Source organism: Pseudomonas abietaniphila, assembly GCF_900100795.1.
GTDB classification, from domain to species: domain Bacteria; phylum Pseudomonadota; class Gammaproteobacteria; order Pseudomonadales; family Pseudomonadaceae; genus Aquipseudomonas; species Aquipseudomonas abietaniphila.
Genome location: NZ_FNCO01000002.1, coordinates 19,816 through 37,487 on the forward strand (window position 1 = coordinate 19,816; position 17,672 = coordinate 37,487).

Annotated in this window: 16 protein-coding genes and 2 pseudogenes; 11 read left to right on the top strand and 7 right to left on the bottom strand. The window is 58.9% G+C overall.

The genetic code is table 11. The features are described from left to right. Nucleotides 1-265 precede the first annotated feature (265 nt). The 4 genes from gnd to BLS87_RS03460 all read left to right on the top strand — a co-directional run bounded on the left by gnd (nucleotide 266) and on the right by BLS87_RS03460 (nucleotide 5,630). On the top strand, nucleotides 266-1,282 hold the full coding sequence (gene gnd / locus BLS87_RS03445) for a phosphogluconate dehydrogenase (NAD(+)-dependent, decarboxylating) (protein WP_074750296.1): 1,017 nt from the start codon (nucleotides 266-268) through the stop codon (nucleotides 1,280-1,282). Then, entirely contained in the window at nucleotides 1,282-2,805 is a 1,524-nt protein-coding gene (gene zwf, locus BLS87_RS03450; protein ID WP_074750298.1) for a glucose-6-phosphate dehydrogenase, read from the top strand. Before gnd ends, zwf begins: the two co-directional genes overlap by 1 nt. Continuing rightward, nucleotides 2,802-3,620 (top strand): Cof-type HAD-IIB family hydrolase, encoded by an 819-nt coding sequence (locus BLS87_RS03455; RefSeq protein ID WP_074750300.1) that lies wholly within the window; start codon nucleotides 2,802-2,804, stop codon nucleotides 3,618-3,620. The genes zwf and BLS87_RS03455 overlap by 4 nt, the downstream gene beginning before the upstream one ends. A gap of 195 nt (nucleotides 3,621-3,815) precedes the next feature. Then, nucleotides 3,816-5,630 carry a glycoside hydrolase family 15 protein gene (locus tag BLS87_RS03460; protein ID WP_074750302.1) on the top strand — a complete coding sequence of 605 codons (1,815 nt, stop codon included), beginning with the start codon at nucleotides 3,816-3,818 and terminating at the stop codon, nucleotides 5,628-5,630. Between the two features lie 128 nt (nucleotides 5,631-5,758). Here BLS87_RS03460 and alkB read toward each other — a convergent pair whose 3' ends face one another. The 3 genes from alkB to BLS87_RS03475 form a co-directional block, all read right to left on the bottom strand. After that, complete coding sequence (gene alkB, locus BLS87_RS03465) at nucleotides 5,759-6,436, bottom strand: DNA oxidative demethylase AlkB (protein ID WP_074751330.1); 678 nt, start codon at nucleotides 6,434-6,436, stop codon at nucleotides 5,759-5,761. 29 nt (nucleotides 6,437-6,465) lie between these two features. Further along, a complete protein-coding gene (locus BLS87_RS03470; protein ID WP_074750304.1) occupies nucleotides 6,466-6,645 on the bottom strand; it encodes a hypothetical protein in 180 nt (59 codons plus the stop codon). 79 nt (nucleotides 6,646-6,724) lie between these two features. Further along, the gene (locus BLS87_RS03475) at nucleotides 6,725-7,030 is read right to left on the bottom strand and encodes a DUF1883 domain-containing protein (RefSeq protein ID WP_074750306.1); all 306 of its coding nucleotides are present in this window, start codon (nucleotides 7,028-7,030) and stop codon (nucleotides 6,725-6,727) included. Between the two features lie 169 nt (nucleotides 7,031-7,199). Here BLS87_RS03475 and BLS87_RS03480 point away from each other — a divergent pair, with 169 nt between their 5' ends. Then, nucleotides 7,200-7,556 carry a hypothetical protein gene (locus tag BLS87_RS03480; RefSeq protein ID WP_074750308.1) on the top strand — a complete coding sequence of 119 codons (357 nt, stop codon included), beginning with the start codon at nucleotides 7,200-7,202 and terminating at the stop codon, nucleotides 7,554-7,556. 30 nt (nucleotides 7,557-7,586) lie between these two features. Here BLS87_RS03480 and BLS87_RS03485 read toward each other — a convergent pair whose 3' ends face one another. Both BLS87_RS03485 and BLS87_RS03490 read right to left on the bottom strand, forming a co-directional pair. Continuing rightward, complete coding sequence (locus BLS87_RS03485; RefSeq protein WP_074750310.1) at nucleotides 7,587-7,868, bottom strand: hypothetical protein; 282 nt, start codon at nucleotides 7,866-7,868, stop codon at nucleotides 7,587-7,589. A gap of 149 nt (nucleotides 7,869-8,017) precedes the next feature. Next, nucleotides 8,018-8,197, bottom strand: a complete 180-nt coding sequence (locus tag BLS87_RS03490; protein WP_074750312.1) for a hypothetical protein — start codon at nucleotides 8,195-8,197, stop codon at nucleotides 8,018-8,020. A gap of 358 nt (nucleotides 8,198-8,555) precedes the next feature. Between BLS87_RS03490 and galU the strand changes: the two genes are divergently transcribed. The 3 genes and pseudogenes from galU to BLS87_RS03505 form a co-directional block, all read left to right on the top strand. Then, nucleotides 8,556-9,398 carry a UTP--glucose-1-phosphate uridylyltransferase GalU gene (gene galU, locus BLS87_RS03495; RefSeq protein WP_074750314.1) on the top strand — a complete coding sequence of 281 codons (843 nt, stop codon included), beginning with the start codon at nucleotides 8,556-8,558 and terminating at the stop codon, nucleotides 9,396-9,398. A gap of 137 nt (nucleotides 9,399-9,535) precedes the next feature. After that, a complete protein-coding gene (gorA, locus tag BLS87_RS03500) occupies nucleotides 9,536-10,891 on the top strand; it encodes a glutathione-disulfide reductase (RefSeq protein WP_074750316.1) in 1,356 nt (451 codons plus the stop codon). 170 nt (nucleotides 10,892-11,061) lie between these two features. After that, nucleotides 11,062-12,714, top strand: a pseudogene (locus tag BLS87_RS03505) (hybrid sensor histidine kinase/response regulator); the annotation flags it as partial. Here the strand turns inward: BLS87_RS03505 and BLS87_RS03510 are convergent. Further along, a complete protein-coding gene (locus BLS87_RS03510) occupies nucleotides 12,711-13,427 on the bottom strand; it encodes a DNA-binding protein (RefSeq protein WP_074750318.1) in 717 nt (238 codons plus the stop codon). The pseudogene BLS87_RS03505 and the gene BLS87_RS03510 overlap by 4 nt on opposite strands. A gap of 349 nt (nucleotides 13,428-13,776) precedes the next feature. Here BLS87_RS03510 and ahpC point away from each other — a divergent pair, with 349 nt between their 5' ends. Both ahpC and ahpF read left to right on the top strand, forming a co-directional pair. Continuing rightward, nucleotides 13,777-14,340, top strand: a complete 564-nt coding sequence (ahpC, locus tag BLS87_RS03515; protein ID WP_062381274.1) for an alkyl hydroperoxide reductase subunit C — start codon at nucleotides 13,777-13,779, stop codon at nucleotides 14,338-14,340. 138 nt (nucleotides 14,341-14,478) lie between these two features. Next, nucleotides 14,479-16,041, top strand: coding sequence for an alkyl hydroperoxide reductase subunit F (ahpF, locus tag BLS87_RS03520; protein ID WP_074750320.1), 1,563 nt, complete (start codon nucleotides 14,479-14,481; stop codon nucleotides 16,039-16,041). A gap of 159 nt (nucleotides 16,042-16,200) precedes the next feature. Here the strand turns inward: ahpF and gloA are convergent, their stop codons facing one another. Then, nucleotides 16,201-16,722 carry a lactoylglutathione lyase gene (gloA, locus tag BLS87_RS03525; protein ID WP_074750322.1) on the bottom strand — a complete coding sequence of 174 codons (522 nt, stop codon included), beginning with the start codon at nucleotides 16,720-16,722 and terminating at the stop codon, nucleotides 16,201-16,203. A 112-nt stretch (nucleotides 16,723-16,834) separates the two neighbouring features. On the opposite strand from gloA, the pseudogene BLS87_RS03530 reads away from it, so the two are divergent. Continuing rightward, nucleotides 16,835-17,423: pseudogene (locus tag BLS87_RS03530) on the top strand (DUF4946 domain-containing protein); the annotation flags it as partial. Nucleotides 17,424-17,672 lie beyond the last annotated feature (249 nt).

Sequence of the window (17,672 nt, forward strand, 5' to 3'; positions counted from 1 at the left end):
GCAAATGGCGGGATTCAACTTCGTAAGGTTCAAGCAATGACGCTATCGCTACCCGACGTGTCCATGCTCCTACCTCTATCGGCGCGAATTCTGATTTCTTTTGAGGAAAAAAGGAACTTTTTTATTTTTTAATGTCGCGAACGTTTCCTGATCGCGAAAACCGGCGTCATAGGGCAGGCTTGACGCTTGAACATGAAACTATTTTCACCGGGAAACCTTCGTTTGCCTCCCCGGACTAACCCTACATGCGGCACTGGGCTATAAAATGAGGCACCCCTGTTTACGAATTAAGGAGCACCTCTACATGCAACTCGGGATTGTTGGACTAGGCCGCATGGGCGGCAACATCGCACGTCGACTGATGCTCAATGGCCACACCACTGTGGTCTATGATCGCGATGAGCAGTCTCGCACCGTGCTCGCCAACGAAGGTTCGACGCCTGCCAATGACCTCAAATCACTGGTCGCCGCGCTGGAAAAACCGCGAGCCGTCTGGGTGATGTTGCCTGCTGGCGCTCCAACGGAAGACACGATCAATGTGCTTGCCGACCTGCTCGATAAAGATGATGTGATCATCGACGGTGGCAACACCTTTTATAAAGACGACGTTCGTCGTTCCATCGCGCTCAAAGAAAAAGGCCTGCATTACGTCGATGTCGGCACCTCTGGCGGCGTCTGGGGCCTGGAACGCGGTTATTGCATGATGATCGGCGGTGAGACTGAGGTGGTTGATCGTCTGGACCCGCTGTTCAAGACGCTGGCACCTGGCATCGGCAATATTCCGCGCACCAAGGACCGCGCCAAGGATGCTGATCCGCGTGCCGAGCATGGTTACATCCACGCCGGACCACCGGGTGCCGGGCACTTTGTGAAGATGATCCACAACGGCATCGAGTACGGAATGATGCAGGCCTTCGCCGAAGGCTTTGACATCCTGAAGACCAAGAACTCGGACAACCTGCCGGCCGAACAACGCTTCGATCTGAACATGGGCGACATTGCCGAGGTGTGGCGTCGTGGCAGCGTGGTGTCTTCCTGGCTGCTGGACCTGACGGCCGACGCACTGGCAACCGATCCACAACTGAATGCGTACTCCGGCTCCGTGGCCGACAGCGGTGAAGGCCGCTGGACCATCGAAGCCGCCATGGAGCAGGCGGTACCGGTTCCGGTGCTGTCGACTTCGCTGTTTGCCCGCTTCCGCTCCCGTCAACAAAGCACGTACGGCGACAAAATGCTGTCCGCCATGCGTTTCGGATTTGGTGGTCATAAGGAACCAAAATAATGGGTTTGTCCCGCAGCAAGCAAAAGGCTCCGGTCGCTCCGGCGACCACGCTGTTCCTGTTCGGCGCCCACGGCGACCTGGTCAAGCGGCTGTTGATGCCGGCGCTCTACAACCTGTTCCGTGACGGACTGGTGGGCGAGAACCTGCACATCGTCGGCGTTGACCACAACACCGTCAGTGACGCCGACTTCGCCAAGAAGCTTGAGGACTTCATTCGTCAAGAGGCGGCCAACAAGGTCGCCCAAGGTGGAGAAGAACCCTTGGATCCGGCGCTGTGGGGCAGCCTTGCCAAACGGATCACCTACATCACAGGCGATTTTCTCGACGATGGCACCTACGCGGACATCGACGCGAAGATCAAGAACACCGGCACGCAAAATGCGGTGTTCTACCTGGCGACCGCGCCGCGTTTCTTCAGTGAAGTGACCAAACGGCTCGGCTCCTCGGGGCTGATGGTCGAGGGCGAGGACTATTTCCGTCGCGTGGTGATCGAGAAACCGTTCGGCCACGACCTGCCGAGTGCGGTCGCGCTGAACAGTTGCTTGCTGAAGGTGATGAGCGAGAAGCAGATCTACCGGATCGACCACTACCTGGGCAAGGAAACGGTTCAGAACATTCTGGTCAGCCGGTTCTCCAACGGGCTGTTCGAGTCGTTCTGGAACAATCACTACATCGATCATGTGCAGATCACCGCGGCTGAAACCGTAGGCGTCGAAACCCGCGGCAGTTTCTATGAAACCACCGGCGCGCTGCGGGACATGGTGCCCAATCACCTGTTCCAACTGCTGGCCATGGTTGCCATGGAACCTCCGGCAGCGTTTGGCGCCGACGCGGTGCGGGGCGAGAAGGCCAAGGTGGTCGGCGCGATTCGGCCCTGGTCGGAAATGGAAGCGCTGGCCAACTCGGTGCGCGGTCAATACAGCGAGAGCACGATCGGCGACAAGAGCGTGCCCGGCTACCGCCAGGAAGACCGGGTTGACCCTGAGAGCAACACGGAAACCTACGTGGCGCTCAAGGTCATGATCGACAACTGGCGCTGGGTCGGCGTGCCGTTTTATCTGCGCACCGGCAAGCGCATGAGTGTGCGTGATACCGAGATTGCGATCTGCTTCAAACCTGCACCGTATGCCCAGTTCCGTGACACGGACGTGGACCGGGTGGAGCCTAACTTCCTCAAGATCCAGATCCAGCCTGACGAAGGCATGTGGTTCGACCTGCAGGCCAAAAAGCCGGGGCCGACCCTCGACATGCAGACTATCGAACTGGGTTTCGCCTACAAGGACTTCTTCGAGATGCAGCCGTCGACCGGGTATGAAACCCTGATCTACGACTGTCTGACCGGAGATCAGACCCTGTTCCAGCGTGCCGACAACATCGAAAACGGCTGGCGTGCGGTGCAACCGTTCATCGATGCATGGGCCAAGGATCCGCACGTCGAGATGTACAACGCCGGTGAAGACGGCCCGTCAGGTGCCGACGAGCTGCTGGCGCGTGACGGTCGCAGCTGGCAACGACTCGGATGAGTGATTCCACGCAACCCCTCATCCGTTTCCTGTTGTCAGACATTGATGGCACGTTGCTGCGGCCCGATCACAGCCTGAGCCAGGCCAACATCGACGCTGTGCGTCAATTGCGCGAATCCGGCATCCATTTCACCATTGCCAGCAGCCGTCCGCCGAGGGCCATGCGTCAGCAGATCGAAGCCTTGGGCATCGATCTGCCGACCGTGGCGTTCAACGGCGCCAACATCATCAGGCCCGATGGCAGCCTGCTCAAGGCTCACCGCATCGCGCCCGAGGCGGCACGGACCAGCCTTGAGCTGTTCGCCGCAGAGCGCGTGTCGGTGTGGGTGTTTGCCGACGATCAGTGGCTGTTGCTCGACCCGCAAGGGGATTACGTCGAGCATGAGCGCAACACGCTGGGGTACGACTTCGTTCAGGTCGAGCATTTCGAGGGTTACATCGATCGCATCGACAAGATCGTGGCCGCCAGCAAGGATTTTGAGCTGCTCAAGCGGCTTGAAGTCCAGCTCAATCCATTGATTGCGGACGCGGCGCGCGCCGCCCGCTCTCAGTCCTATTACCTGGATGTCACCGCGCTCGATGCCAATAAAGGCACGGCGCTGGAGACGTTGTCCGAGGAATTGGGCGTGGCGCTGGCCCATACGGCGGCCATAGGTGATGCGGGGAACGATGTGGCGATGTTCCTGCGTGCCGGGCTGTCGATTGCGATGGGTCAGGCAGAAACAGCCGTCAAAAGCCAAGCCAGCTACGTCACCGGGAGCAACCTCGAGGACGGCCTGGCCACGGCCATTGAGCGCTACATCCTGCCGCGCTGACGGCAGTACCCGGATGATCTGCGGGCGGGAGTGTGCTCTCGAGGCCGGCACTTCGTTGCCTCTCTGGCAGTGAAGCGTCGGCATTGATGCGCACGCTGACGTCCGCCGGTTCTCCGGTTTCTTCGCGACCGAAGTCGTCGGCACAGCGTCTTGCTGTGACCGATGGTCGTGTACACCAAGAGGGAACATTGCCCCATGGCTGTATTGATTGAAGATTACGCGCTGCTCGGCAACTGCCGGACGGCGGCGCTGGTGGCCCGCGACGGGTCGCTGGACTGGTTGTGCTTTCCGCGCTTCGACGCACCTGCCTGCTTTGCAGCCCTGCTGGGCGACAGCGACAACGGTCGCTGGAAGATCGCGCCCACTGAGCCTGGATGCCAGTCACGGCGCAGCTACCGCGACGGTACGCTGATTCTCGAAACCCTGTTCACCACTGCCACCGGTCAGGCGATGCTGATCGACTTCATGCCCATGGAAATGGAGAGCAGCGTTGTCCGTGTGGTGGTGGGCGTGGAGGGGACCGTGGATTTCTCGATGGACCTGGCGATCCGTTTTGACTATGGCAGCACCGTGCCGTGGGTAGAAAAGCGAGACCCGCACACCATGACCGCCGTGGCAGGTCCCGAGATGCTGGTGCTGCGCACGCCTGCAGAACTGCACCCGCTCGATCACCACACGCAAAGCCGGTTCACTGTCAGTGCGGGGCAGCGCCTCGGCTTTGCGCTGGCGTGGCAAGCGTCCCACGAGCCTGTGCGGGCGGCGTTTGATGTCGAGCAGGCGTTGAAGCAGACGGAAACGTTCTGGCGAGAGTTTTCGGATCGCTGCCCCGATGTCGGGCCCTGGACCGATCAGGTCAAGCGCTCACTGATCACCCTCAAGGCCATGACCTACGCACCTACCGGCGGCATCGTCGCGGCGGTCACCACCTCGTTGCCGGAGCAGTTGGGCGGCGAGCGCAATTGGGATTATCGGTTCTGTTGGTTGCGTGATGCGACCATGACCCTGCTGGCTTTCATGAACCTGGGCTATTACGAAGAGGCCACGGCCTGGCGCAACTGGCTGTTGCGGTCGGTGGCGGGGAACCCGGAACAGGTTCAGATCATGTATGGCCTGGGCGGCGAGCGGCGTTTGCCGGAGTACCAGCTGCCGTGGCTGAGCGGCTATGAGGGATCGCGCCCGGTGCGGATCGGTAACGCGGCGGCCACGCAGATACAGCTGGACGTGTACGGGGAAGTGGCCGATGCCATGACGCAGGCGCTAAAAAGCGGCTTGCCCCGTCTGCCGCGCAGCACGGAGATCCAGAAAGTCATCATGCCGTTTCTGGAAAGGGTCTGGCACCTGCCGGATGCGGGGATCTGGGAAATTCGTTCCGAGCCTCGGCACTTTACGCACTCCAAGGTGATGGCGTGGGTGTCTTTTGATCGCAACGCCGGCGTGTTGGCGCAGAGTGATCACCCGGAAGACCGCGAGCGCGGTCTGCATTACCGCAGGGTCGCCGATGAGATCCATGCCGATGTCTGCATGAACGGGTTTGATGCCGAGCTGGGCAGTTTCGTGCAGACCTACGGCGGCAAGGAACTGGACGCCAGCCTGTTGCAGATCGCGCTGACCGGATTCTTGCCGGTGGACGATCCACGCGTGAGCGGCACCGTGGTCCAGATCGAGCGGTCTCTGATGCAGGACGGCTTGCTGCTGCGCTATGACGGCGAACGCAGCACCGATGGCGTGTCGGGCAGTGAAGGCACGTTTCTGGTCTGTTCGTTCTGGTTGGCGGACGTGTATGTACTGCAGGGTCGCGACAAGGAAGCACGCGATCTGTTTGATCGCCTGTGCGGTCTGTGCAACGACGTCGGCCTGCTCGCCGAACAGTACGACCCCCGCGATGGCCGCATGTTGGGCAACTTCCCCCAAGCGTTCAGCCATATCGGGATCATCAATACGGCGTTGAACCTGCATCGGGTGGTGTGCCCGGTCAAGACCCGGGCGACGGCAGAAGTCGTCACCCCCTGATGCGACGCCAAGCCTGTAGGCGTGAGCGTGCTCGCGATGACGTCGGCACGTTCAACTCCGAATTCGTCTGACGTTTCGCAATCGCGAGCAAGCTCACTTCCAAAGGGAGTGCGCCTTACTCGCGACGTTCACCGTGCCTTGCGAAACGTGAAGTTGATGCGCTGTTCGCCCAGTTGAGGGTGTTCGGCCTGCTTGACTGGCATCACGCCATGAAACCTCAGGCGGTCTTCACCGCCCCATACCACCACATCGCCATGAAACAGCGGTACGCGTTGAGTCGTGTCGCTGCGGGCGTGACCGCCGAACAGGAACATCGCCGGGATGCCGAGCGATACCGACACCACTGGCCATTCATACCCTCGCTCGTCCTTGTCCTGATGCAGCGACATTTTTGCGCCCGGAATGTAGCGGTTGATCAGGCAGGCGTCAGGAACAAAATCGGCGAAGCCCGCAGCGTCAGCAGCCGCGCGCGCCAGCTCCATGAACACCTCGGGCATCTCGGGCCAGGGCTGTCCTGTTTGCGGATCGATTCGGGTGTACTGGTAGCCGCTGCGATCAGTGGTCCAGCCAAACTGCCCGCAACTGCTCAATGCCACAGACATGGTGTGCCCACCGGGCGTGACCATGTTGCGGAAGGGCGCGCGGGTGAGCACTGACTCAAGCGAGGGCAGCAAGCGGTCAATGAGCGGCAGCGCGAAGCCGCGAAACACAAAAGACCGAGGGCCAATCTGCTCGGACGTAGAGGATTGCCGCGTGTCGTCGGCAAACAGGTCGAAGGTGGTGGGTGTCGTGCCTTTGCGTTGCATCATCGCGGCGTTACCGGTTATCAGGTGTGTCAGAGTGCCTTGCTGACTTTGACATCGCTGATCACATCATCGCTGCCGCTGTGCATTTTTTGCAGTGCAGCCAGGGCTTCTTCGGCGGAAGGCGATTGCAACAACGCAAACTCGAAGCGGCGCTCGCCATTCAGTTTGTAGCTGATGGCATATTTGACGACAGGGGCGGATGCGGTCACGTTGGGTTCCTTGAAAACGGAAGGAGGAGGGCGTGGCGACAAAGCTTTCACGCCTTACAGTGTTTAATGAACGACAGGATCAGCTCAGCCGCGAAGATGTCCGGCGTACGATTTTAATCGAATGAGTGAACGTCGTTTTGCGGCCGCCATTCGTGTCCAGCTTGCGCCCGGCGGTGTCGATGGTGATGTTCCAGAACCCGGTACTGGGCACCGCGATCTTGGCCGGGAAGCGGTCGAATGCGCCGCCGTGATAGGTGTGGCGTCCGCCGTTTTTAAAGCTGCGGAAATTCGCGTCGCTCATCAGGCGTATGTTGCAGAGCTGGGAGCACTCGATGACGACCAGGTCGTCTTCGTTGAGGTGCTCGCGCTGGTGTACGAATTTCATGGGTGTCTCCGGAGACAGGGCATTCTCGAAAACCCGAAACGATAGCACGGTGGGCACTGGCATTGTGCGCGAGCGCGGTGCAATCGCCGGATTTGCGGCTAAAAAAGTGAGACGGGCACGGACTTTATCGAGCTCCGGCTTGTCGTAGGACCTTTACTGGAGGGATTGTATGAAACTCGCTGTTGTTGTTCTGGCCCTGGCGATGACCGGTTGTGCTTCGGTGGCAGACATCGAGCACACGCCGCCCACCATGAGCGTGATGTCGGGCAAGAACCCTCAGGAATACACCGAGTGTTTTATCGCCAGGATAGGTGACAGTCGCAAGCCTCCACAGATTGAGGCTCACCACGAGGGTATGCGCATCATCGTCCCGCAAAAATTCACCAGCGAGACGCCAACTGCGATCGTGGATGTGGAGAAACGCTCAGGGGGCAGTTCAATCAAGCTGTTTGAAAGTGGCGGCAACAACCCGTTGAGACCCAAGGATATTCAGCACGCGGTGACCGCCTGCATTTCAGGGGAATGACGCTGCGTTGATCGTCCGCCCCACCGCAGGCTACTTGCACACCACGAGTACGTTGCGCGTCTTGTAGTTGCCGACATCGACCCCCAACGTCTTGTCGGCGTCCTTGGGCTGGGGCGTGCCGTTGGTGCTGACGATGTTGTAGCCGGTTCCCGCGCACGAGGCGTCGGCTTTTTCATAGCAGGCGGCCCAGGACATGGCCTCGCCGGAGCAATCGATGCTCAGGGCTTGTTTACCGTCTTTCAGGTAAGTGTCTTGCGCAGTGGCGCAGCCGGTCAGGCCCAGTACAACAATGAGGGACAGGTTCTTGATCATTTCTAATGCTTCGCGATGAGGGCCGGGTTGATAAGCAGCTTTCGTGAGACTGACGGGTTGTGCCATCGTTCCGGCATCACCCAATAAATTTCAGTTTGAAGCCCGATCAGGCCCGCTGGCCAGGCCTGATCGGCAGCCTGCCAGGCAGACTATTTATCGCTGCGACGACGCGGCGCAGGCGTGTCTTCGAACACGGCGGCGACTTCGACAGCGCTGCTTTCGCTGTCGAATGGGCCGGCAACGGCTTCCTGGTCGTGGCCGACAAGCCACCATTTGCCATCCTGGAGTTTCTTGATCTGGTACCCGTTTACAGTTTTGACTTCCGACATCGATCCATCTCGATTAGTGATTCAGGTCGCCATGATACGGCGCAACGGCATTATTTTCCTACGCAAACGGATGAAGCGGGCTACGCTTGCTCCTGTCATGAACCGGTGGTTTTGAGGGGAGGGATGTCCTCATACGCGTGACGCCACGGACAATGAACGGCCATTCGGCGAGCAAACGTCTGCGAGCAATTTCCGGCGGTTTGCAGATGTTCTGTGGTCGCAATATCCGTAAACGTGCGGAACTATCTGCGCAACTATTCCTCTACCATGGCAGCGAACGGCCAGTGGCGGGCATTGTAAGGTGATCAACGCCTGATTAGACTGCGCCGCAACACCCCCAGCCCCATCAAGGACTTATATGATCAAGAAATGCTTGTTCCCTGCAGCCGGTTACGGCACTCGCTTTTTGCCAGCGACCAAAGCCATGCCTAAAGAGATGCTGGCAGTTGTCAACAAGCCACTGATCCAGTACGGCGTGGAAGAAGCACTTGCTGCGGGTTTGAATGAAATTTCCATCGTCACCGGTCGCGGCAAGCGCGCGCTGGAAGATCACTTCGACATCAGCTATGAACTGGAACACCAGATCAAAGGCACCGACAAAGAAAAATACCTGGTCGGTATCCGCCGTCTGATCGACGAGTGCAGCTTCTCCTACACCCGTCAGACCGAAATGAAAGGCCTGGGTCACGCGATCCTCAGCGGTCGTCCGCTGATCGGCAACGAAGCATTCGCCGTGGTATTGGCAGACGACCTGTGCGTCAACCTTGACGGCGACGGCGTTCTGGCCCAGATGGTCGCGCTGCACAAGCAATACAAGTGCTCGATCGTGGCCATCCAGGAAGTCGATCCGAACGAAACCAACAAGTACGGCGTGATCGCGGGTGAAGAGATCAAGCCGGGCCTGTTCCGCGTGACTGACATGGTCGAAAAGCCAAAGCCGGAAGATGCACCGTCGAACCTGGCGATCATCGGTCGCTACATCCTGACGCCGGACATTTTCGAAAAAATCGAAAACACCGAGCCGGGCAAAGGCGGCGAAATCCAGATCACCGACGCCCTGATGAAACAGGCGGCCGAAGGCAACGTGCTGGCTTACAAGTTCAAAGGCCAGCGTTTCGACTGCGGTGGCGCTGAAGGCTACGTCGAAGCGACCAACTTCTGCTTCGAGCACTTCTACAAAACCGGCAAATCCACTCAGTGATTTGGCTGTGTCGGTGAATTGACCGACAGCTGTACTGCAAACAAGGCCACCTTCGGGTGGCTTTGTCGTTTCTGTCCTACAGACCTTGCCGAGCGCGCTGGAGCGGTTATGCTAGCCCTCCTGTCAAGGAGAAAGAAATGAGCTACGACTTCGACCTGTTTGTGATCGGCGCCGGTTCCGGTGGTGTCCGCGCTGCACGTTTTTCCGCAGGCTTCGGTGCCCGCGTGGCGGTCGCTGAAAGCCGCTATCTGGGGGGGACGTGTGTCAACGTCGGTTGTGTGCCGAAAAAGTTACTGGTCTACGGTGCGCATTTCTCCGAAGACTTCGAGCAGGCCAAGGGGTTTGGCTGGACCAGCGGTGAAGCCGAGTTCGACTGGCCGACCCTGATCGCCAACAAGAATCACGAAATCCATCGCCTTAATGATGTGTACCGCAATCTGCTGGCCAACAGCGGTGTGACCCTGATGGAAGGGCACGCGAAGTTGCGCGGTCCGCACGAAGTCGAAATCAACGGCCAGGTGCACACCGCCGAGCACATCATGATCGCCACAGGTGGCTGGCCGCAGACGCCGGATATCCCGGGCCGCGAGCACGCCATCACCTCCAACGAAGTGTTCTTCCTCGAGCAGATGCCCAAGCGTGTCGTGGTGGTGGGCGGCGGCTATATTGCCGTCGAGTTTGCCTCGATCTTCAATGGCCTCGGTGCCGACGTCTCGTTGATGTATCGCGGTGAATTGTTCCTGCGCGGCTTTGACGGCAGCGTGCGCACGCACCTGCACGAAGAGCTGGCCAAGCGCGGCATGGACATTCGTTTCAAGACCGAAATCGAGGCGATCGAGAAGCTCGCGGACGGCACCTTGCAACTCACGCTCAACGACGGCAGCAGCTTCAATACCGATTGCGTGTTCTATGCTACCGGACGCCGTCCGATGCTGGACAACCTCGGCATGGAAACCGTCAACGTCCAGCTCGACGAGAAGGGCTTCGTCAAGGTCGATGAGCGTTATCAGACCACCGAGCCGTCGATCATCGCCGTGGGCGATGTCATCGGCCGGGTTCAGCTGACGCCGGTGGCGTTGGCTGAGGGCATGGCGGTTGCTCGACGCCTGTTCAAACCCGAGCAGTACCGTGCTGTGGATTACAACCACATCCCCACTGCGGTGTTCAGCCTGCCCAACATTGGCACCGTCGGCTTCACCGAGGAAGAAGCTAAAAAAGCGGGCCATGACGTGCAGGTGTTCGAAAGCCGCTTCAGGCCGATGAAGCTGTTGCTGACGGATAACCAAGAGCGCACGCTGATGAAGCTGGTGGTCGACACCCAGACGGATCGCGTATTGGGCTGCCATATGGTCGGTCCGGATGCGGGTGAGATCATTCAGAGCCTGGCGATTGCGCTGAAGGCTGGCGCAACCAAGCAGATTTTCGATGACACCATCGGCGTGCACCCGACGGCCGCCGAAGAGTTCGTCACCATGCGTACCGCCACACGCTGACACTGGCGTCATGGCGCTGATGTAGCCCGGCCTCATGGACGAGGACCGGGTGAGCACTTGTTTTTGAAGGACGGACCCACTTTTTGACCAGCAAGAGTTTTTCGGCATCCATGCCCTTGAATCCCTCTGCGCCTGACGATCCATCGACCGATCAGCCGTCGCTCGCCGTTGAAAAAGCGTTGCACGAAAGTGAGCGGCAATTCCGCACGCTCGCCGACAACATGAGTCAGTTGGCGTGGATTGCCGATGCTGGCGGATGGATTTATTGGTACAACGCGCGCTGGTACAGCTACACCGGCACGTCCCATGAGGCAATGATGGCGTTGGGGTGGCGATCGCTTCATCACCCCGATCATCTGGAACGTGTCGACTCGCGTTTTCGCCGTTGTTTTGCAACAGGGTCTATCTGGGAAGACACTTTTCCGTTGCGTGGCAAGGACGGTTTGTACCGTTGGTTTCTCTCGCGAGCACTCCCCATTCGTGACGATTCCGGGAGTATTACTTACTGGATCGGCACAAACACGGATATCACTGCGCAGGTCAAGGCCGAAGACGCTTTACGTGAGCTCAACGAGAGTCTTGAGCTTCGTGTTGCGGAGCGCACTCGCGAACTGGCCGACATCAACGAGCGTCTGCAGGTTGAGATTGCCGAGCGCGCTCAGGCCGAAGAAGCATTACGTCACGCACAAAAAATGGATGCCATCGGGCAACTCACTGGCGGCATTGCCCATGACTTCAACAACATGCTCACGGGCGTGCTGGGCGCATTGGACCTGATTCGGCGTCGAGTTGCGGCCGGGCGAGTGTCAGAGATTGACCGCTACATCGAGGCTGCGATGAGCTCGGCGAATCGTGCGGCCTCGCTGACCCATCGACTGTTGGCGTTCGCCAGGCGCCAGTCGCTGAATACGCGCGCGGTGGACATCAATCACATGGTCGTGTCCATGGAGGAGCTGCTGCGGCGAACCATTGGTGAAAGCATTGAGCTGGAAATCGACCTGAACAGCTCGCTGCGTTTGACCCACACCGACGAACACCAGCTTGAAAACGCACTGCTGAATCTGGTGATCAATGCGCGCGACGCCATGCCTGACGGCGGCCGCTTGCTGATCCAGACCGAAGTGGTGCACGTGGCCGTGCTGCACGATGCGCTCACGCCGGGCGATTACGTGCGCCTGAGCGTGCAGGACACCGGCACCGGTATGTCCAGCGATGTGATCGCCCGCGCCTTCGATCCTTTCTTCACCACCAAGCCGATCGGCCAGGGAACAGGGCTTGGTTTGTCGATGGTGTACGGCTTCATCAATCAGACAGGTGGCCAGGTTCAGATCGACAGCGTTGAAGGGCAGGGCACGCGCATCGACCTGTACTTGCCGTGCCACTTCGAATCGAATGAGGGGCAGGTCCCGGCGAATGAAGATCCGGCCCCGCCTCGGGCCAGTCAGGGCGAGCGTGTGCTGGTCGTTGAAGACGAGCCGGATGTGCGGATGTTGGTGGTCGATGTGTTGCGCGAGCTTGGCTATTCGGTAGAAGTGGCGCCGGATGGCGCAGCGGCGTTGCCGATCCTGCTGGGGGCTGGCCGTATCGATCTGTTGGTGACCGATGTCGGCCTGCCGGGCATGAATGGAAGGCAACTCGCGGAAATCGCCCGCCAGCACCGGCCTGAGCTGCGCGTGCTGTTCATGACGGGTTACGCGCGCAATGCCCAGGTGCGGGGCGATTTTCTAGACGCTGGCATGGACATGCTGACCAAGCCATTCAGCATCGATGAGCTGGCACAGCGGGTGCGTGGGCTGATCGAGGCGCCGTCTGACAGTGCTTAGCCCTCGCGGGAGGGTGGCGCGGCAGGCTGCCCCGCTCGTACGTTTTCCAGTGCCACTTCGGTCTTGATCAAGATGAGTTCCAGCACCCGGTTCTGCTGGTCGCGTTCGGTCAGGCGCTCCTGAATTTTTTCGCTTTCCTTGATCGCGTTATTCAATCGCTCCTGAAGCAATGCGCATTGGGTGTGGGACTGCAGGTGCTGTTCTTTCAACGAACGAATCTGCTCGTCCTTGTCTTGCAGGCGAGACTCAACGTCTTTGGCTGCTTGAACCAGGCGCGCGTTGTGTTTTTGCTCTGTTTGCAATTCGTGTTGCGTGCTGAGCAAGGTGGCTGTCTGGGTGCCCAGCTTGGTGGTTTGCAAGGCGTGGCGCTCAATCAGGTCGGCCAGTTGGCGTTGGGTCTGTTGCAGCGTGTCTTGCAATGCTTTCTTTTCGGCGTCGAGTCTGGCCTGTGCTTCGTCGATGTGTTCCTGCGCCTGCTCCCGCAGGCGACTGGCCAGGCGACTGACGAGGGCCAGTAACTCGTCGTCGATTTGTGGAGGTGAGGCGCCAGTATCATGCTCATCCAGTTCACGCATGAAACGGTGGATGGTGGTCTTGGAGCCGGTATTGCCCATCTCGATACGTACTGCATCGATACTGGGATTTTCGCCACGCGCGATCAACGCCAGCCTTGCCGCCTGAACTTCTGCCTTGCTTACACCGCTGCGCGCCATGCATGCTCCTGTCAAAACGTACGGCGTTACGTATGTAGTGTTACATACCATCAATGAGCGCTATTGTGCTCGATCTTGGGCCAGATGTCTTGGCGACTTGAACACATCAGGAAGAACTCGCTAGGCTGTGTTCGCGGTTAAATGGCGGCGGCGGACGGGGCCATTCGTCTTGATAAGAGCGAGGCACGAAAAGGTGTCACTGATTTCTTCTATTAATAGAGTGGTTCTATAGCGAAAACCAATCACCAGCATGAGGTTTGCCAATGAGCCATCGCAGGTGATTGTGAGTAATATCCTCCCCATCGATTTGACACACACCCGATTTTCCAACCCTAAGGAGATCCACCCGATGCCTATCATTAACAGCCAAGTAAAACCGTTTAAAGCGACCGCTTTCAAGAACGGCTCTTTCGTTGACGTTTCGGATGCTGACCTCAAAGGCAAATGGTCTGTGGTGTTCTTCTACCCAGCCGACTTCACCTTCGTCTGCCCAACCGAACTGGAAGACCTGGCTGACAACTACGACGCGTTCCAGAAACTGGGCGTGGAAATCTACTCCGTTTCTACCGACACCCACTTTGCTCACGCTGCCTGGCACAACACCTCGCCAGCGATCGGCAAAATCCAGTACACCATGATCGGCGACCCAACCCTGACCATCTCCCGCAACTTCGACGTTCTGATCGAAGAAGCAGGTCTGGCTGACCGTGGCACCTTCGTGATCAACCCTGAAGGTCAGATCAAAATCGTTGAACTGAACGACGGCGGCGTTGGCCGTGACGCTTCCGAGCTGCTGCGCAAGATCAAGGCTGCTCAGTACGTGGCTGCTCACCCGGGCGAAGTCTGCCCAGCCAAGTGGAAAGAAGGCGAAGCGACTCTGGCTCCGTCCCTGGACCTGGTCGGCAAGATCTAAGTCCCCATGACACTCATGGCCGGACCGGGAGCGATGAGCTCTAGCACGTAAACCGCATCGCCCCCAAAAAACGCCCGGGCGGTTATCTCCTGGGCGTTTTTATTTCCAGATTTAGAATATTGAAAAGGAAGCCGAATCATGTTGGACGCCAATCTTAAAGCTCAGTTGAAATCGTACCTGGAGCGGATCACTCGCCCAATCGAGATCGTCGCGTCCCTTGATGACGGCGCGAAATCGCAAGAAATGCTGGCACTGCTCAATGACATCGTCAGCAGCTCCAATCAGATCACCCTGAATACCGATGGCAACGATGCACGCACACCGTCTTTCGCCCTGAACAGCCCGGGCCAGGACATCAAGCTGCGTTTTGCCGGCCTGCCAATGGGCCACGAATTCACCTCGCTCGTACTGGCCTTGCTGCAAGTCGGCGGCTATCCGTCGAAATCCAGTGAGGACACGATCGAGCAGGCGCGCGCCCTGACCGGTGAGTTCAAGTTTGAAACCTATTTCTCGCTGACCTGCCAGAACTGCCCTGACGTGGTTCAGGCGCTGAACCTGCTGGCTGTGCTGAACCCGAATGTGCAGCACGTTGCGATCGAAGGCAGCCTGTTCCAGCAAGAAGTCACTGATCGCCAGATCATGTCGGTCCCCAGCATCTACCTGAACGGCGAGCTGTTCGGTCAGGGTCGCATGAACCTGGAAGAGATTCTGGCGAAGATCGACACCAGTGCCGGTGACCGCCAGGCTGAAAAGCTCAACGCCAAAGAAGCATTCGATGTGCTGGTCGTCGGCGGTGGCCCGGCGGGTTCCGCTGCGGCGATCTACGCAGCGCGTAAAGGTATTCGTACCGGTGTCGCCGCTGAACGCTTCGGCGGTCAGGTGCTGGACACCCTGGCGATCGAAAACTTCATTTCGGTGCAACACACTGAAGGCCCGAAACTGGCGGTCGCCCTTGAAGAACACGTCAAGGAATACGAAGTCGACATCATGAACCTGCAGCGCGGCGACCAGCTGATTCCTGGCAAGGATGGCGAGCTGCATCAGGTCAAGTTCGCCAGTGGTGGCGTGCTCAAGGGCAAGACCGTGATTCTGGCGACCGGTGCCCGCTGGCGCGAAATGAACGTGCCGGGCGAACAGCAATACCGCAATAAGGGCGTGGCTTATTGCCCGCACTGCGACGGTCCGCTGTTCAAAGGCAAACGTGTCGCGGTTATCGGTGGCGGCAACTCGGGCGTCGAAGCGGCGATCGATTTGGCCGGTATCGTGTCGCACGTGACGCTGCTCGAGTTCGACAGCACCCTGCGCGCTGACGCCGTGTTGCAACGCAAACTGCACAGTCTGCCAAACGTGACCGTGCTGACCAGTGCGCTGACCACCGAAGTGACGGGTGATGGCCAGAAGGTCAATGGCCTGCGCTACAAGAACCGCACCATCGGCGACGAGCTCAACATCGAGCTGGAAGGTATCTTCGTGCAGATCGGCTTGCTGCCGAACACCGAGTGGCTCAAGGGCACGATCGAGCTGTCGCCACGGGGTGAGATTGTTGTCGATCAGCGCGGTGAGACGTCGATCCCCGGGATCTTCGCGGCCGGTGACGTGACCACGGTGCCGTACAAGCAGATCGTGATCGCGGTCGGCGAGGGCGCAAAGGCTTCCCTGAGCGCATTCGACCACTTGATCCGCACCAGCGCACCGGCTTGATGCCTGGCTGAGTCAGCAGAAACAAAAAAACCTCATGAGCGATCATGAGGTTTTTTTATGCGCGATTGCTTTTGCAGGCGCGCGGTCAGTCAAGGCCGAGTGAGCCGGTCCGGCGCCATTGCGGGCAAGCACGCGCCCACAGAGCGCGTTACGCGGGGCTTAAACCGGCGTTGGCTGGATGATCTCGACCCAGTAGCCATCCGGGTCCTTGATGAAGGCCAGGCTCTTCATCCGGCCGTCGGTCAGGCGTTTCTGGAAGTCGACACCCAGTTCCTCAAAGCGCGCGCAGGCGACGTGCACATCCGGTACGGAGATGCAGATGTGGCCAAAACCGCGGGGATCGGTGTTGCCGTTGTGGTACGAGAATTCGGGATCTTTCTCGGTGCCATGGTTATGGGTCAGTTCCAGGATGCCAGGGATGCCTTTCATCCAGACATTGCGTGCCGCGTCGTCGGACGGGATCTGCGCCTTGTCGACCAGGGCCAGGAAGTAGAGGCTGAACTCCGCTTCGGGAAAGTCACGCTTTTCGACCAGGCTGAACCCCAGCACGCGGGTGTAGAAATCCAGCGAGGCGGTGATGTCCTTGACGCGTAACATGGTGTGGTTAAACACGAATTGCGCAGTGGCCGCGTCAGGTTGGGCAGTGACGCCAGGGAAAGTGTTCAGTTCGTGCAGGCTCATCGATGACTCCAGGGTGGTCCTGTAAATGTTGCCTCATGATACGGGACGCGGCGCGTGAGCCAAAACCCAATGTGCAGAGTGCGACGCCGGGCCTTGTGACCGTGGCGCGTCTGGCTCACACTTTCCGGCTCGACGTTCAGGTATCGGTCATGTTCTTTACGTTACGCACGTTCTTCCTCGCAGGTCTGTGCCTGCCCTTAGGTCTCAACTTCGCGTCGGCGTCCGACGCCATGATCGTCTGGCCGAGTGACTGGGAAGTGGAAGCCTTGCCTCAGCCGCCTTCAACGCCTGTCCATCCCTCGGTGCAAATCCGTCAGCGAGCCGTCAAGAATGATCAGAACGGTGATCCGGCGATGGTGGTGGAGCTGACGCAGACCCGATTGCAACCCGGTCATGACGTCAACGTACAAGGCGTATTGCTGGAAATGCGCAAGGCCGTGCAGGTCAATTTCGTCCGCAGCGGGTTTCAGAGTGTCTGCACAAAGATGAAAGACAGCACGCTGAGCGAGGTTCCCGCCATGGAGACGACCTGCACGATCACGCAGAACGGGGCGCACGTGATGACCCAGACCCTCGTGGCGGCAGCCAATAAGGAGATGGCCTGGTCGTTGTCCTACGCGGGGTCGGCGGATGGCTATGCGGCCAACAAGGAGGAAGTTCTGCGGATCCGCGACAGCCTGCGTCTGGATGTAACGCCGTGATCGAAAGTGAACGGGTTCAAATCGCAGGCATTAAGAAGCCCGCCGAAGCGGGCATGGGGTGCTAATCCTTTAGCTGTGTCCATCGTGTAGAACCGCATGTGAAAAAAGTGTGAAGATTCGCGCCCTTTGCCAGCCAAACAGATGAAGGGGCCTTCATCGTCAATAATGCGCGTGTCAGCGAATTATTTTGGCGCCTGAAATCAGTCTGGCTGATAACACGAATTCATTACTCCTTTGTATAGGGTGCAA

What these genes read in the sequence shown, in the direction of transcription:
- gnd (WP_074750296.1), top strand. Translation starts at nt 266, where the DNA reads ATGAGGCACCCCTGTTTACGAATTAAGGAGCACCTCTACATGCAACTC.
- zwf (WP_074750298.1), top strand. Translation starts at nt 1,282, where the DNA reads ATGGGTTTGTCCCGCAGCAAGCAAAAGGCTCCGGTCGCTCCGGCGACC.
- BLS87_RS03455 (WP_074750300.1), top strand. Translation starts at nt 2,802, where the DNA reads ATGAGTGATTCCACGCAACCCCTCATCCGTTTCCTGTTGTCAGACATT.
- BLS87_RS03460 (WP_074750302.1), top strand. Translation starts at nt 3,816, where the DNA reads ATGGCTGTATTGATTGAAGATTACGCGCTGCTCGGCAACTGCCGGACG.
- alkB (WP_074751330.1), bottom strand. Translation starts at nt 6,436, where the DNA reads ATGCAACGCAAAGGCACGACACCCACCACCTTCGACCTGTTTGCCGAC.
- BLS87_RS03475 (WP_074750306.1), bottom strand. Translation starts at nt 7,030, where the DNA reads ATGAAATTCGTACACCAGCGCGAGCACCTCAACGAAGACGACCTGGTC.
- BLS87_RS03480 (WP_074750308.1), top strand. Translation starts at nt 7,200, where the DNA reads ATGAAACTCGCTGTTGTTGTTCTGGCCCTGGCGATGACCGGTTGTGCT.
- BLS87_RS03485 (WP_074750310.1), bottom strand. Translation starts at nt 7,868, where the DNA reads ATGATCAAGAACCTGTCCCTCATTGTTGTACTGGGCCTGACCGGCTGC.
- BLS87_RS03490 (WP_074750312.1), bottom strand. Translation starts at nt 8,197, where the DNA reads ATGTCGGAAGTCAAAACTGTAAACGGGTACCAGATCAAGAAACTCCAG.
- galU (WP_074750314.1), top strand. Translation starts at nt 8,556, where the DNA reads ATGATCAAGAAATGCTTGTTCCCTGCAGCCGGTTACGGCACTCGCTTT.
- gorA (WP_074750316.1), top strand. Translation starts at nt 9,536, where the DNA reads ATGAGCTACGACTTCGACCTGTTTGTGATCGGCGCCGGTTCCGGTGGT.
- BLS87_RS03510 (WP_074750318.1), bottom strand. Translation starts at nt 13,427, where the DNA reads ATGGCGCGCAGCGGTGTAAGCAAGGCAGAAGTTCAGGCGGCAAGGCTG.
- ahpC (WP_062381274.1), top strand. Translation starts at nt 13,777, where the DNA reads ATGCCTATCATTAACAGCCAAGTAAAACCGTTTAAAGCGACCGCTTTC.
- ahpF (WP_074750320.1), top strand. Translation starts at nt 14,479, where the DNA reads ATGTTGGACGCCAATCTTAAAGCTCAGTTGAAATCGTACCTGGAGCGG.
- gloA (WP_074750322.1), bottom strand. Translation starts at nt 16,722, where the DNA reads ATGAGCCTGCACGAACTGAACACTTTCCCTGGCGTCACTGCCCAACCT.